Below are 14,000 nucleotides of genomic sequence, written 5' to 3' on the forward strand. Positions count from 1 at the left end.
AGGTTCATTTAAATAGTTGTCTTATATAAAAACAAAGTATGAATCGAAAGATTATCTACCTTTTAGGCCTTTTTTCTTCATCATTCATTTTTGCACAAAGTGTAGAAGGAACAGTTATGGATAAAGATAATAAGCCAGTATCTGAAACTGAGGTCCTGATTACGAAAAATGAGAAAAAATTTTCTGCCATCACCGATGAAAAAGGATTATTTAAAATTCTTTTACAGGAAAACGGAGATTATTTGCTTGAGATTATAAAAGACGGGGTAAAAACCAACAGTGAAAAAATTACAGTAAACGGTAATGCCAAAAAAGATATTCAGATAAAAGAAGCTCCAGCTGCGGAGCAGAAAATAGAGGGAGTAACCGTTACTGCAAAGAAAAAATTATTCGAGAGAAAAGTAGACCGCCTGGTCTTCAATGTCGAGAATTCTGTAGCCTCTCAGGGAATTGATGCTATAGAAGCTCTTGCCAAAACGCCGATGGTAAAAACCAGTGATGATGCGATAAGTATTGCCGGGAAAAGTAACGTAGCTGTAATGATTAATGACAGACTACTGAACCTTAACGGGCAGGAACTTATCAACTATCTGAAGACCCTCCGTTCTGACGATATTCTTAAAATTGAGGTGATCACCACTCCTCCTGCAAAATATGACGCGGAAGGAAAAAGCGGGCTCATCAATATTATTCTTAAGAAAAATGCCAATTTGGGTTGGAACGGATCTCTTCAGACCTCCGGAAATTATTTTTGGGGAAGACCTACTGTTTCTTCAAGAAGTGGAGCAACATTTAACTATCAGGGAGATAAATTATCTCTAAGTACCAATTTGTCTATAGGGGATAATTACTGGTACTATACCAATAAGAATTATCTGACAGGTACCACCAGCAATAATTACTGGAACAGAGATACTCAGATTCTTAATAATTATAAATATAAAAGTGGAAATATAAAGGCCGAATACAAGATCAATGATAAAAATCTTGCTGGAATTAATTATAATTACTCCCACAGTAATCCTTTGGAAAAAGGAGAGAGTACATCAAAAAGATTCAATGATGAAGGACTGTTGGATATTATGTCTGATTACAGGAACAGAAACAGCAGGGATGTTCATAATGCAACGGCTTTTTATGAAACAAAACTAGACAGCGCGGGTAGTAAACTGAACCTTACTGCCAATATGATGATTAATAACTCCAATGCCAGGAATTTCTCCAATACCACTACTACGGGAACAACTTCTACAATGGCTAATCCTATCAGTAAATACAGAATCTACTCGGGGCAGGCTGATATGGAAAAAACTTTTGCTAAGATTAAAACTGAAGGCGGGCTAAAGTATACTAAGATTAAAAATGATTCTGAATTTAATTTTTTTGATATAAAAAACGGAGATTACGAACTTAATCAAGGGAAAACAAATACCTTCTTTTATAATGAAGAAAATTATGCAGCCTATATTTCTACTAATTTTAAAATCAGTGAAAAGTGGGATGCAAAAGCCGGGCTTCGCTATGAATATACTACGCTGGAAGGAATTTCAATGAATGACAACAATTCAGCAAAGATTAAATATGGAAAATTCTTCCCTACCGCCTATATAAGCTATAAACCTAATGAGAATAATGCCTTCTCGCTCAACTATTCGCGCAGAATTTCACGTCCTTATTTCGGAAATCTGAATCCATTCAAATATTTTACCTCCGATTATGAATACAGTACAGGAAATCCTTATCTCCTTCCTTCATTTTCTGACAATTTTGAATTTGGTTATGTCTTAAAAAATAATCTCAATATCACTTTATATTATAATTACAATAAAGACAACTGGGACAGGATTCAAATGGTAGACGGAAATTACAGATATACGGTTGCTAAGAATTTTTATAATGAAGATCAGGCCGGAATCAATATCAGCTACAATTACAACAAACTGAAATGGCTGGAGTCCACTATTTTTGTCAATGGATATTATGCCAAGTCAAAATCTTATGATCCTCTGATTCTTCCAGCTCCGGCAGGGTACAGTGCCAATATTAATATCGACAACAATTTCTTCCTTAATAAAGAAAAAACGGTAACCCTGATGCTTGGATTATGGGGCAGTCTTCCAAACAGAAACGGAAATACCTATTATTATACCAATGCTTCACTGTATACAGGAGTGAAACTCGCTTTCATGGATAAAAAACTTCTCGTAAATCTCTATTTAAATGATATTTTAAATACCAACCGCGAAAAAGGGATTGAATACTACCCTACTTACAATATCGATTATCAGTATAAAGGAATTACCCGAAATGTAAATCTTTCTCTTACTTATAAATTTGGGAATAATAATGTGAAAGGAGCTACCAAGCAAGTGAAATTTGAAGAATCCAACAGAGCAGGTGGCGGCAGCTAGACCTTCATGTACATGGATTATGATTGAATCAGGATAAAAACTATAACGCCGGCCGGCAGTCTCCGATTACGATGTGGAGCTGCCGGCTTTTTTATTTTTCTGCCTGAAACCTCCTAACCTGAAAAATATAATAAATGAGTCCTCCAGCCAGATAAGCCAGTACATCCCAAACATCTCCTGTAAACTTTTCAGAAAGCTTTGGGCAAAGTACTTCAAATAAAAAAGACAGGTAGAGAACTGAGGTGAGTACAAATTTCAAATCAGGCTTCCAATGACAGCCTGGTAAGGAATTCATTATATATTCTATCAGACAGCAATACATAGGAATGGTAATAAAATCTGTAAAATGATCATTGATCACAGGTATATAAATGTCATTTCTTCTCAGAAGAATAATAAGTACCCATGAAGCTATTCCCACCCAAAACCAGTATGGAATTTTCTTCTTCATTACATATGAAGCACTGCCATAATAATACCCAAAATCACCTGCAGAACCTTCACGACAATCTCCTGAAAGTCTGTATTATCAGATGTTCCCTTTTTTTCCGCCGATTCGTAATCAAACTTTTGTTTTCCTTCCATTATCATAAGATTTGATACTGCAAATATACATCATTAGAACAATTGTTCTAATAATAAGAAGATGATTTATTACCACTCTTATTCTTATCTTTGAAGGATGACCACAAAGGAAAAGATTTTGTCTAAAGCGCTGGAGCTATTTAATGAAAAGGGGTATAATAATGTCACCACAAGGAATATTGCTGCTGAACTGAAAATAAGTGCAGGGAATCTGCATTATCATTTCAGACATTCTGAGGACATTATCAAAATTCTTTTTTCAGAACTTACCCTGAAAATGGATGAACTCCTGAATCAAATGAAAGCGACGGAGAATAAAACTCTTCAAGACCTTTATCAGTTTACTTTTTCTACATCCAGTATATTTTATTCTTATCGTTTTATATTTGTCAATTTTGTTGATATATTAAACAAAATTCCCGAAATAAAGGCACAATATGAAGTGATTAATTTTAACAGAAAGGAAGAATTTCAACAGATATTTACCAACCTTCAAAAGAGTGCTGTTTTTCAGACTGAAGTACCAGATTTTATTGTAGACTGCCTCACTGAACAGATTTTCATCATTGCCGATAACTGGCTCAGCCACAATAAGCTCATTTTAAAACTGGATCAAAAAAAAGCAATACAGCATTATACTCTTCTTCAGATGAATCTCTTCTACCCTCTTCTCAACAAAGAACAACAAAAACTTTATGAGCAGCAGTACATCTAATAATCCGGAAATCATCATCAGAAAAGGAAATGAAAACGACCTGAAAGAGATGCAGCTATTGTTTACTCATACAATAGATGTTATCTGCAGGAAAGATTATGATGATATGCAGCGCAAAGCCTGGAGCTCAGGTACAGAAAATGAAGAAAGATGGCTGAGTGTCCTCAAAGATCAATATGTTTTAGTTGCCATTCTGAATGATCAGCTGGTTGGTTTCTGTACACTTGATCAGGGAAATTATATTGATTTACTATTTGTTCATCATAATCATCAACATGAGGGAATTGCATCCAGGCTGTATACTCATATCGAACAAAAAGCTTTGGAACAAAATGAGCTCTACCTTACAGCGGATGTCAGCAAAACGGCCCGTCCATTTTTTAAAAAAAAAGGATTTCAAATAATCAAAGAGCAGATTGTCTATGTAAAAGGGATCAGCCTCACCAACTATAAAATGACTAAAAAACTAACCTCATCATTATCTGAGTAATGGAGCCACAACCGCAATACAATGATTTCAGAATTTCAGTTCCTGCGGAATTTGAAAATGTATTCACTCATTTTTATTTTGCTGAAAATACTTCTGACATTCCGGTTACCAAAACACTGCTTCCCACATATCAAACAATTCTGTTATTCTGTTTTGGAGAGAATGCCTCTATGTCTGCCCATGAAAAAACGACAATCTATGTTGATAAATCTATTGTTTTCGGGCCTGTAAGGCAAGCTTTTGAATATACCCTTCCGGCTAGAAGCTCTATTCTTGTGGCCAATTTCAAAGATGATTCCTTCTTCAGATTTTTTGGAAAAGTATCTGTCGAAAATCTGATAAAGCATCCCGATGAACTGTTGAATGATAACTGCTTTACTGATCTGTGGTATCGGCTTTCTGAAATAAATTCTACGGTTGAGCAGGTAAGTTATATTTTAGAATTTTGCAGACCTTATCTACAGTATCAGGACGCTACCAGTCATCTTTTAAGCAGCTTTGAAAATGATCTTTTAAGTCCTGTTAAGGTCATTGCAGAGCAAACCCATCAGACGGAACGAAATGTTCAACGAAAACAAAAAGAACAGTTTGGCTATTCTTTGAAAGAGCTTGCCCGGTATAAACGTTTTTTAAAAGCCATAAAAATCATTGAAGAAGAAACAAAACAGCAAAATAAGTTAAAATGGTTTACTGTTATCGATCAGTGCGGCTACTATGATCAAAGCCAGCTCATCCACGATTTTAAACATTTCATCAACCTTTCCCCTTCACAATATCTGAAATTTCAGCAGGAAATCTGCAATCCAAAGTCTGAATAATTCATTTCGTTTTCTTACAATTTCCGAATAGTTCAGAATTCTACATTTGTCTCATTAATTTTAATAAACAAAGCAATGAGACATTTAATTATCTACGCCCATCCCAATGAAAACAGTTTAAATCATAGTCTTTTAAATACTGTTGTTGAGAACCTTCAATCCCAAAATCATGAAGTGGTGATCAGGGATTTGTATAAGATCGGTTTCGATCCCGTTCTCTCTTTAGCTGATATGCATGGACAGCGTATGGGAAAAGTATCTGAAGATGTACAACGGGAACAGGAACATATTTCCTGGGCAGAACAGATTACTTTTATCTATCCTATCTGGTGGACGGGGCTGCCTGCTATTATGAAAGGATTTATAGACCGCGTTTTCAGTTACGGCTTCGCTTACCGCTATGATCAGGGTATACAGAAAGGGCTTCTGAAAGGAAAAAAAACAGTTATTATCAATACCCATGGAAAATCTCATGAAGAGTATGAACGAATGGGAATGGACAAAGCTTTAACTTTAACTTCTGACCACGGGATTTTTATATATTCCGGATTGGAAATCATTCAACACTTATTTTTTGATAAAGCTGATAAAGCATCTTCTGAAAATTTAGAGATATGGAAAGACCGGATCAGAAATATATACGCAGAAGTGAGTCTTAATTCTTAATCATCAACAGGTATAACATCTGAAAAACAAACCGTTATCTCTTTTAGGTTTACAACTTATAAGTTGATTTTAAAAAAATAAATCAGTGTTTTTTACATCTTCATTTTATATTTTGCATTTAAAGGATTTATGGCATGGAATTAGCTTCAGGAATGGCAAGTAAAATTGTTTTGAACCTTTATTTTAAACCATTGAGATTCGTAAACGGTTAAGTTTTTAAAAAAAACAAATCTTGTTATAACCCAGCACTGCGTCTTAATGGTTTAAATATTGGAATTCAGGAAATCCCTGTTATACTGGCAGTACAATGAAACATTTAAACAGCATATTGCGTCTTCCATTCTTCAGTGAATATTATACTCCGAACTATCGTTCGGGAAGACTTTCTATATCTGTAAAACAATAAAATAATCTAACATATATATAGAGCCCGGACAGGTACTGTCCGGGCTTTTTCATTTAAAAATTTAAAAGCATGCTTCATACATTGAAAGAAAATACGGCTATCATCCTTCCTGAAAATGGATTGGAAGAAAAGCTAGCTCAAGCCGACAAAGAGAACAGAAAGTTATCTATCAAATTAGGATTTGATCCTACTGCTCCGGACCTTCACCTAGGCCATGCTGTAGTCCTTAAAAAGCTCAGACAGTTCCAGGATCTGGGGCATCAGATTATTATTGTGGTAGGCAGCTTTACCGCAAGAATTGGAGATCCCACAGGAAAAAACAAAGCGAGGAAACCATTGAGTGCTGAAGAGGTAAAGCATAATGCACAGACTTACATCGATCAGCTTTCTAAAGTGATTGATATTGAAAAAACAAAGATCGTATTCAATTCTGACTGGCTGGACAGACTTGATTTTTCAGAAGTAATTCAATTGCTTTCTAAAGTGACAGTAGCCCAACTGATGCATCGTAATGACTTCAATAAAAGGTTTACAGAGAATACTCCTATTGCTGTGCATGAGCTTGTATATCCTATTCTTCAGGGTTTTGATTCTGTAAAAATCGAATGTGATATTGAGATGGGCGGTACAGACCAGCTTTTCAACTGTACGATGGGAAGGCAGCTTCAGGAGGTCCATCATCTTCCTGCTCAGATTGTGATGTGTATGCCCTTATTGAAAGGTATAGACGGAAAGGAAAAGATGAGCAAATCATTAAACAACATCATCGGACTTACTGATAAGCCTAATGAAATGTTCGGAAAAACGATGTCGATTCCGGACAGTCTTATTGATGAATTTATTGATCTTGCCACAGATTTTTCGGCTGAAAGGAAAAAGAGTCTGAAAGCCAGAATGGAAAAGGGTGAAAATCCCATGAATATTAAAAAGCTTATTGCCAAAAACATCATCAGCCAATATCACCATCATGAAGATGCTGAAAATGCTGAGCAGTTCTTTAATAACCAGTTTCAGAATAAAAATTTTGATAGTAAAACTTTTGAACCTGTACCTATTCATTCATTGAAACTCCAACAAAACAGAACTACGGTTCTGGAGCTTTGTCATCACCTTAGAAATGACCTCAGCAAATCGGCTGTGAGAAGACTTATTGAAAGCGGAAGTGTTCAGATTGATACCATTAAAATAGTAGAGCCTGAGCAAATGATTGAAGTTGTGGAGGGAATCAAAATAAAGATGGGGAAACGAAAGTTTTTTAAGCTGGTATAAAAATTCACGATCAGAAAATTTTCAAGAAAAACAGAAAACAAAGTGACTGGATCATTTACAATTCACTTTGCTATTCTTATTGAGAGATAATAATTTTCAATATCTTCGTCTTTATTAAATACCACAACAATGACGCAGGCTGAAATTCTCAATCTGATTGATGAAGAATTGTTCATGAACAATATTAAAACCGAAATTACAGAGGAAAAAATTGTATGGACAGATAATTTTGGAGCAGAAAACTCAGTATCAGTTTATCAAACTGCTGTCAACTCTTACGGTATTTTAGCTTGGTGGCAGTATAATGAGGCAGGAAAAGAACAAGTCTATATCAGAATAAATGAAAGAACACTGATTATGTGGAGACCTCCTATTAACAACCCTTACAGCAATGCGCGCCTGTATTTTTACGAGCATTATCTGATCATTAAATATCAGGATAAGCACAGAGAAAGATTATTTATATTTAATATTCAAACCCTGAACTGCGAGGAAATCATTCTTAAAAATCTCACAACCCAAATACAAATAGTGGGTAATGAGCTTCTGTTAAGAGGCTTCTACAGTGATGAAGAATTTATAAAAATCACCCTGTATCCGGATCATTTTGAAAAAGAAATTGTTGATGAAGCCTACATCAACCAGAAAAATATTACATTGAGCTAAAGCAGTCATAAAGAATTACAACAGGGAAATGGGAAGACATACTTCAATTTATATGTTTAATAAGGAAAAAGCCTCTTCTTTCCTTTATGCGGATCTTCAACATAAAACCTTTCATACAAAAACATTCAAGGCATTTTTGGATGAGAGAAAAAAAGAAATAGGAACCTATGATGTTATCTTTGAAAAAGTGTTAGAAAAAGTCAAAAATGATATTAATACCATAACGGCTGATGAACTGTTTGAGATTGTTCTTTTTCTCATTGAGGAGGTGTATTCGGAATTGAAAGGAAGGGATTATTCTATAAGAGAAAAATATCTTGAAGAATTGTATGACCGTTACGGGCTCATCCTTTTGTATGAACTTCCTACCTCAACGGTTTGTACCAGCTATATGTTTCAATATGGAAATTATACTCATTATTTCCCTATTTATGAATTGGAAAATTACAAATCAGGACAAAGTGACGGCGGTATTAATATAGATTCAACAGATTTTTTACAATTTAATGATTATATGATTCTACTGATGAAAATGATCTTAGATAAAAAAATGGACGGTTATGATTATGAGTTTACAGAAAGTGAAGAGGATGTCATCCGGCATATAACGGCTGATTATCAAAATAAACTCATCCTATTTAAAGAAATTGAAAGTGAGTGTGATTTCATAAAAGACTGTTCCGTTGATGAAAAAGGTCCTTATGCACAGACGATCTATTATGCTTATTCGTTTTTTAAACAAGCCATTGAAATGAAGATGAGAATTAATGTCGAAAAAAATCCCAGAATCGTTATCTTAGATTCTTATTAATTTTTTTTCAGAATGACTGATCATCTGGCCTGAAATTAGAATTCAAGAAAATATGAATACTTCACTTACCTACAGACAAGCAACCGAAAGAGACCTTGATTTCCTTTTTGATCTGAGAACGAAAACCATGGTTCCTCATTATGAAGTATCAGGGCTTTCTACCGACAGGCAAACAACGATGCAAAGAATTCTCTATCAGTTTGAAAAAGCCAACATTATTCTTTTAGACAATCAACCCATCGGGCTGCTAAAGGTAGACAGAACATTTACCAATATTGATATCCTGCAGCTTCAGATTGATCCTGCTCAACAGGGCAAAGGACTGGGAAAAAAGATTTTGACTGATATCCTGGAGGAAGCTTCATTAGTAGGAAAAACAGTATCCTTAAGTGTTTTGAAAACCAATAAAGCCCAACATCTTTATACAAGTCTAGGTTTCAGAATCGTGGATGAAGATCAGAATTCTTATTTTATGGAAACTGAAAAGCAATAGAATTGACGATGATTTAAGTTTTGGCTAAAGCCGTTGAATGTGTATTTAATTGAAAACGGGCTAAAGCCCGTTCCTATTGATCTATATAATAATTATTCACTTATTTGCCATTGTGACATAAATAAGCCTTCCTCCTTCTTCACTGGAGAGTAATATTTTTTTTCCATCCGTTAGCTCTACCATAGACCCCGGAGGGATTTCCTTTTGTTCTGTAATATCCTTCATCCCTCTTAAAGCCTGATTCACCAATACCCATTTCCCCTGATGAAAAGTGAAATATCCTACAGGCATTTTATCCTGCATCGTAAGATTCTCATTACGGATGACTTTTCTGGAAACATGCCATTTGAATAAGTACTGATTATGGTAAACCATCAGTCTGTGATTTTCCGGTTTCCATACTTCATCATCAAATTTAAAATAGAGATCTAAAACAGGTAATGTACCCTGATGAGGTGTCCCGCAGAAAGGGCAGTGCGGATTACTGGTATTGTCAAAGACGTACCATTTTTCTGTACACCCGGTATTGTGACAGGGCTGTATAAGATCTACCGTTTTCAGGAGAGCTGCTTCCCACTCATTGGCTGTGGGGCGCCTGATAGGATCATGCAGACCTTCAATAAAAGCTTTCCTGAACAGTTCGGAAAGATAAGGCCCCGTTACGGTATAAGAAATCTTCTGAGGATCTCCCCAAAAAGCATCCCATTTCCTGAGATGATCCGCTTTTACATGATTGGAAGGATCTTCAGGGTGTTCTACAAACAGGGCTTTTTCACCCATTGAGATGATTTCGTCTTTCTCAGAATCCAGGTCCCATATTTTCCCTCCTCTTAAAGGATGCCTTCTCAGCAGATACATATAAATAAGAACTGCAAGAGCGTGTAAATCAGTTTTCTGGTTGGGAAGGTGCCTTTCGGGATCCTGAAGACTTAAATGCTGAGTTTTTAAAACTTCAGGAGCGATAAAGTCAGCAGTTCCGATCACTTCCGGAGGGAATAATTTAGGAACCACTAATCCATCAATATCAATAATACAGGCAGATTTGGTAACGGGATCCACCAGAATATTATTGTAGGAAAGATCCGAATGGGCAAGTCCCATCTGATGCAGTTTCTTCACTCCACGGCTGATATTAATGGCAATTTGAAAATAACTCAGCCAGTCCCCCAATTCCGATTGATCCAGCCTTAAGGGATATTGCGGATTTCTGAACATAGGAGCCGTAAACCATTTACCCACTTTATCCTGTCCCTGAATATTATCTGAACCAATGTAGCCTTTGCTGAAGAAAAACTTCTTATGATACACAGGTACTACAATTCCCGTCAGTTTTCCTTTTTCAACAATATCATAAGGCCATCTGAATATTTCATTCAAAAAGTATTCTGAAGCGCTTCCGTTCTGTATATTCTGAAGATATGTGGAAACAATTCTCATAATCCTTTCTTTCTGCCCTTCATCTAATGGATTTCGGTAAAAAGCCACCACATAGTCTCTATCGGGAGAAAAATAAACATCTTTCACCCCACCCCGGATAGGGCTTTCATCTACATATTCATAATATTTGGCTGTATCCAGAACAGAAACAACCTTAATGGTCTTTTTCATGGGTATTAATAGATTATCGCCAGTGTACGGTCATCGTGATTTCCCCGGCTCCAGAAATCCGTCCATTGTAAAAGCTGTTTATCAATGTAAGCTTCTCTCATAAAATCGACTTGAACACGGTCTTCATTATTTCCGGAAAGATCATTGAAAAATGCTTTCCAGCTTTCTATATCTTCCAGTTTACTTTCTGTTCCCAGTTTCGGATCATAAATTCCATCCGTCATTAAAACAAGATATAAAAAATTCTCTACACAGGTAATTCCGAAACGGGTAGCAACTGATTCATTAAAAATTCCTTTCGTGGTAATGAAACGGGTACCGCCACTAAACTCACCGACATCCATTCTGTTTAAAAGTTCCACTTCAGAAAAATCAGTATTGATCAGATTAATCGGACAGTCTCCCACTCCAAAAGTCAGCATTACATATCCAAAGCTGAACTTTTTAACTAAGGCAAAAATAAGAGTTGCATTGAGCTCACTGACTGCAAAATCATTATCTGCAGCCGTTTTTTCCAGTGTACTATACGTGTATAAAACACCTTTATACAAAAGGTTTATAATTTCTTTCTTTACCTGTGTATGGATTTCCTCTGAATATTCAGTCTGATAAAGAATTTTTAGACGGTCTTCAATTTCTTTCAGTCGTTCTTCTGATCTGAAAAATTCATTCACTGAAATGGTTGCTAATCTGGAACCTTCTCTTGCAAATTTGGCGGAACCCGCACCGTCAGAAACAGAAATAATATTCCATTCCAAAGGAAGTTTACTCACTGCAAAGTCATCTTCCCGGAATTTACCTTCATGGGCATGAGCACGGCCTCTTTTTGAAGCAACAACAATCTTTCTGTCTAAAAAAGCTCCTTTAAATGAGTCTTCGTCCGCTTTATAAAAGGCTGCGGTTTGATCAGACGGTATATTTTTCCACAAATCTTTAGGATCTGCATTGACAAACAAATCTACTTTTTTTATGTTAATATTTTTTTCATCATCAATATGGTAAAATTCAATATCCAGGTGATAAACATTACTAACAACGGGAGTTCCTGAAATTTTATTATCTTTAAATACAAGTCCGGTTTCATCAAGGTTCCCGATATTCTGAATTCTTATATTCGGAAAATATTCCATGTCAAAACTGAATTCATAAAGCTTATTTGAAGCTGCATTTTTTAAAACCCAATGCACTTCTTTAAATTCTTCTTTTTCTTTGTAAACAACAGATTTTTCCATAGCTTTTTTTGAAGTTCCAAAATAGAATGAAGGTATTTTCATAAGCGAGCTCTTTTTTTATTTCATATTCTTTCCCTTATCCCAACGTTCTGTTGATATCAAACCCTTCACTGGAGAAACCATAGTAATCTGATGTTCCACACCACGGGCATTTATTATAACCCTCCCCGTTCAAACAATGAATTCCTCCACAAGAGCAGGTTGCCAGTGCAACAGGGTTTGCACAATGCGGACACGAAGTTCCTCCCTGAAGTTCTTCTATGGATATTTTAAGATTATTCTTCTGAGAAGAGGATAACCGGTAGTACGCTTTTTCATCGATTTTATAAGCGCCATCCAGTCTGTAATATCTGGTAGACATTCCCGGTATACTGGATTCTGCAAATGTTTTTTTAAACTTCATCAGATATAATTTTTGAGTTTCTGAACATTTTCCGTTCAGCACAACAAAATTATTGTCAGGAAATCTCTGTTCCATTTCAGGATCTATCTTTTCCAGAATATGAGAGTCAATCTTTGAAAGGTTGATTCCTTCTTTTTTCGCTTCGGTAACGCTCTGACTGGTAGTTTTAATAGAATCTGTAACCCATTTAAAAAATTCTTTATATGAATTCTCATCAGAATTGTTAAATAGAAGTACATGATCTGCTAAAGAACCCAGAAGCTTATAGTTTGTATTTTCACCTATTGATACGGCAATCGTATTGGCTTTTCCATTATACTTGTTGTTCCATCTTTCGATCGCTTTTGTAGCATCATCAGTAGGAACGCCATCCGTAAACAGAAAAACAATAGGCTTCCAGTCTCCTTTTCTTTCGTAGGTTGTTTTTACAATATCCCTGTCTATACAATCCATTACCTGTATCAATCCCTGGGAAAGTGAGGTGCCGCTTCCAATTGGAATTTTCGGAGGATAAAAACTGATAATATCCTGAAGCGGTATAATCACTTCAGCTTCTCCTGCAAATCCTACCACTGAGATATAAACCGTTTCCAATGAATATGGATCTTTTTTTAATTCTCTGATGATATTGGCAATACCTTCCTGTACCTGTTCTATAGGCTCTCCTACCATAGACTCGGAGACGTCTACTAAAAAATAAATGGGCAATCTTCTCATAATGGTAAAGGCAATTTTTTTAAATAATAATAGTAAGCTCCGATGGTGGTGGAGGAAGTGGAATGTTTTCTCCTGTGTGCTGTGAATGTCCCCCTTGTGTAATGGAAGAACTTACCCATCTGAAGAAAGAAGAAAGGGTAATAGCATCTGTAGTATCCAGTTTTACGACGTGATCTGTAAGTTCCTTAAGGAATTTTTCATCTGCTTTAGGTCCTGCTGCACATCCTACAATGGCTCCAAATTCAAGTCCTCTGATCACAGGGATCATCTGTCTGTATTTCTGAATATCCGAAGGCTTCCCATCCGTAAAGATAAAAAGCAGCGGCTGCCAGTCTCCTTTTGCATCAGCGGATTCTTTCACAAGCTCTTTCCTGACAAGCTCTGACACCATTTCCAATGCTGCTCCCGTATGAGTGGGGCCGCTATCCGGACAGGTAATTTCCATTGGATAGAAACTGGCAAGGTCTATCAATGGTACAGTATTTTTAACTTCTCTATCGAAGGTAATGACACTTAGATGCAGACTGTCCATTGCCTGCGGATCTGCACGAAGCATACTGATCAATCCATTGAATCCGTTATTGAGTGCCTGAATTGGTTCTCCGTTCATAGAACCGGAAGTGTCTAATAAAAAGTAGGCTAATAATCTTCTGGTCATTTTATAAGGCAGGTATTAATTCTGAAGCCGGCGGAGGAAGTCGAAGACTTTC

Annotated in this window: 15 protein-coding genes; 9 read left to right on the forward strand and 6 right to left on the reverse strand. The window is 36.1% G+C overall.

All coding sequences use genetic code 11. From position 1 onward, the window contains the following. The first annotated feature begins 38 nt into the window (after nt 1-38). On the forward strand, nt 39-2,411 hold the full coding sequence (locus tag LF887_RS19005) for a TonB-dependent receptor domain-containing protein (RefSeq protein WP_236855820.1): 2,373 nt from the start codon (nt 39-41) through the stop codon (nt 2,409-2,411). Nucleotides 2,412-2,502: 91 nt separating this feature from the next. On the opposite strand, the gene LF887_RS19010 is transcribed toward LF887_RS19005, so the two are convergent. Continuing rightward, nucleotides 2,503-2,862: a hypothetical protein gene (locus tag LF887_RS19010; RefSeq protein WP_236855821.1), complete on the reverse strand. Its 360-nt coding sequence runs from the start codon at nt 2,860-2,862 to the stop codon at nt 2,503-2,505. Continuing rightward, a complete protein-coding gene (locus LF887_RS24285; protein WP_262912485.1) occupies nt 2,862-2,996 on the reverse strand; it encodes a hypothetical protein in 135 nt (44 codons plus the stop codon). Before LF887_RS24285 ends, LF887_RS19010 begins: the two co-directional genes overlap by 1 nt. A 97-nt stretch (nt 2,997-3,093) precedes the next feature. On the opposite strand from LF887_RS24285, the gene LF887_RS19015 reads away from it, so the two are divergent. The 8 genes from LF887_RS19015 (at nt 3,094) to LF887_RS19050 (ending at nt 9,330) form a co-directional block, all read left to right on the forward strand. Then, on the forward strand, nt 3,094-3,711 hold the full coding sequence (locus tag LF887_RS19015; protein WP_236855823.1) for a TetR/AcrR family transcriptional regulator: 618 nt from the start codon (nt 3,094-3,096) through the stop codon (nt 3,709-3,711). Next, nucleotides 3,692-4,201 (forward strand): GNAT family N-acetyltransferase, encoded by a 510-nt coding sequence (locus LF887_RS19020; RefSeq protein WP_236855825.1) that lies wholly within the window; start codon nt 3,692-3,694, stop codon nt 4,199-4,201. Before LF887_RS19015 ends, LF887_RS19020 begins: the two co-directional genes overlap by 20 nt. Then, nucleotides 4,201-5,019, forward strand: coding sequence for a helix-turn-helix domain-containing protein (locus LF887_RS19025; RefSeq protein ID WP_236855826.1), 819 nt, complete (start codon nt 4,201-4,203; stop codon nt 5,017-5,019). Before LF887_RS19020 ends, LF887_RS19025 begins: the two co-directional genes overlap by 1 nt. A 75-nt stretch (nt 5,020-5,094) precedes the next feature. After that, a complete protein-coding gene (locus LF887_RS19030) occupies nt 5,095-5,685 on the forward strand; it encodes an NAD(P)H-dependent oxidoreductase (protein WP_236855827.1) in 591 nt (196 codons plus the stop codon). Between the two features lie 475 nt (nt 5,686-6,160). Then, nucleotides 6,161-7,360: a tyrosine--tRNA ligase gene (gene tyrS / locus LF887_RS19035; protein WP_236855828.1), complete on the forward strand. Its 1,200-nt coding sequence runs from the start codon at nt 6,161-6,163 to the stop codon at nt 7,358-7,360. Between the two features lie 129 nt (nt 7,361-7,489). Further along, nucleotides 7,490-8,026 carry a hypothetical protein gene (locus tag LF887_RS19040; RefSeq protein WP_236855829.1) on the forward strand — a complete coding sequence of 179 codons (537 nt, stop codon included), beginning with the start codon at nt 7,490-7,492 and terminating at the stop codon, nt 8,024-8,026. A gap of 28 nt (nt 8,027-8,054) precedes the next feature. Beyond that, a complete protein-coding gene (locus LF887_RS19045) occupies nt 8,055-8,837 on the forward strand; it encodes a hypothetical protein (RefSeq protein WP_236855830.1) in 783 nt (260 codons plus the stop codon). 52 nt (nt 8,838-8,889) lie between these two features. Then, the gene (locus tag LF887_RS19050) at nt 8,890-9,330 is read left to right on the forward strand and encodes a GNAT family N-acetyltransferase (RefSeq protein WP_236855831.1); all 441 of its coding nucleotides are present in this window, start codon (nt 8,890-8,892) and stop codon (nt 9,328-9,330) included. Between the two features lie 96 nt (nt 9,331-9,426). Here LF887_RS19050 and LF887_RS19055 read toward each other — a convergent pair whose 3' ends face one another. Genes LF887_RS19055 through LF887_RS19070 form a run of 4 tightly spaced genes read right to left on the reverse strand, consistent with a single transcriptional unit; the run spans nt 9,427 to nt 13,948 of the window. Continuing rightward, nucleotides 9,427-10,938, reverse strand: coding sequence for a helix-hairpin-helix domain-containing protein (locus LF887_RS19055; RefSeq protein WP_236855832.1), 1,512 nt, complete (start codon nt 10,936-10,938; stop codon nt 9,427-9,429). 5 nt (nt 10,939-10,943) lie between these two features. Further along, a complete protein-coding gene (locus LF887_RS19060) occupies nt 10,944-12,212 on the reverse strand; it encodes a PP2C family serine/threonine-protein phosphatase (RefSeq protein WP_236855833.1) in 1,269 nt (422 codons plus the stop codon). Between the two features lie 34 nt (nt 12,213-12,246). Continuing rightward, nucleotides 12,247-13,290 carry a TerY-C metal binding domain-containing protein gene (locus LF887_RS19065; RefSeq protein ID WP_236855834.1) on the reverse strand — a complete coding sequence of 348 codons (1,044 nt, stop codon included), beginning with the start codon at nt 13,288-13,290 and terminating at the stop codon, nt 12,247-12,249. A gap of 19 nt (nt 13,291-13,309) precedes the next feature. Continuing rightward, nucleotides 13,310-13,948: a vWA domain-containing protein gene (locus LF887_RS19070; RefSeq protein WP_236855835.1), complete on the reverse strand. Its 639-nt coding sequence runs from the start codon at nt 13,946-13,948 to the stop codon at nt 13,310-13,312. Nucleotides 13,949-14,000 lie beyond the last annotated feature (52 nt).

The sequence above is a fragment of the Chryseobacterium sp. MEBOG06 genome (assembly GCF_021869765.1).
Taxonomy (GTDB): Bacteria; Bacteroidota; Bacteroidia; order Flavobacteriales; family Weeksellaceae; genus Chryseobacterium.

Excerpts from the sequence above, each read along its gene's own strand:
- LF887_RS19060 (WP_236855833.1), bottom strand. The coding sequence starts at position 12,212 with ATGAAAATACCTTCATTCTATTTTGGAACTTCAAAAAAAGCTATGGAA.
- LF887_RS19025 (WP_236855826.1), top strand. The coding sequence starts at position 4,201 with ATGGAGCCACAACCGCAATACAATGATTTCAGAATTTCAGTTCCTGCG.
- LF887_RS19030 (WP_236855827.1), top strand. The coding sequence starts at position 5,095 with ATGAGACATTTAATTATCTACGCCCATCCCAATGAAAACAGTTTAAAT.
- LF887_RS19065 (WP_236855834.1), bottom strand. The coding sequence starts at position 13,290 with ATGAGAAGATTGCCCATTTATTTTTTAGTAGACGTCTCCGAGTCTATG.
- LF887_RS24285 (WP_262912485.1), bottom strand. The coding sequence starts at position 2,996 with ATGGAAGGAAAACAAAAGTTTGATTACGAATCGGCGGAAAAAAAGGGA.
- LF887_RS19020 (WP_236855825.1), top strand. The coding sequence starts at position 3,692 with ATGAGCAGCAGTACATCTAATAATCCGGAAATCATCATCAGAAAAGGA.
- LF887_RS19055 (WP_236855832.1), bottom strand. The coding sequence starts at position 10,938 with ATGAAAAAGACCATTAAGGTTGTTTCTGTTCTGGATACAGCCAAATAT.
- LF887_RS19050 (WP_236855831.1), top strand. The coding sequence starts at position 8,890 with ATGAATACTTCACTTACCTACAGACAAGCAACCGAAAGAGACCTTGAT.
- LF887_RS19015 (WP_236855823.1), top strand. The coding sequence starts at position 3,094 with ATGACCACAAAGGAAAAGATTTTGTCTAAAGCGCTGGAGCTATTTAAT.
- tyrS (WP_236855828.1), top strand. The coding sequence starts at position 6,161 with ATGCTTCATACATTGAAAGAAAATACGGCTATCATCCTTCCTGAAAAT.
- LF887_RS19070 (WP_236855835.1), bottom strand. The coding sequence starts at position 13,948 with ATGACCAGAAGATTATTAGCCTACTTTTTATTAGACACTTCCGGTTCT.
- LF887_RS19005 (WP_236855820.1), top strand. The coding sequence starts at position 39 with ATGAATCGAAAGATTATCTACCTTTTAGGCCTTTTTTCTTCATCATTC.
- LF887_RS19045 (WP_236855830.1), top strand. The coding sequence starts at position 8,055 with ATGGGAAGACATACTTCAATTTATATGTTTAATAAGGAAAAAGCCTCT.
- LF887_RS19010 (WP_236855821.1), bottom strand. The coding sequence starts at position 2,862 with ATGAAGAAGAAAATTCCATACTGGTTTTGGGTGGGAATAGCTTCATGG.
- LF887_RS19040 (WP_236855829.1), top strand. The coding sequence starts at position 7,490 with ATGACGCAGGCTGAAATTCTCAATCTGATTGATGAAGAATTGTTCATG.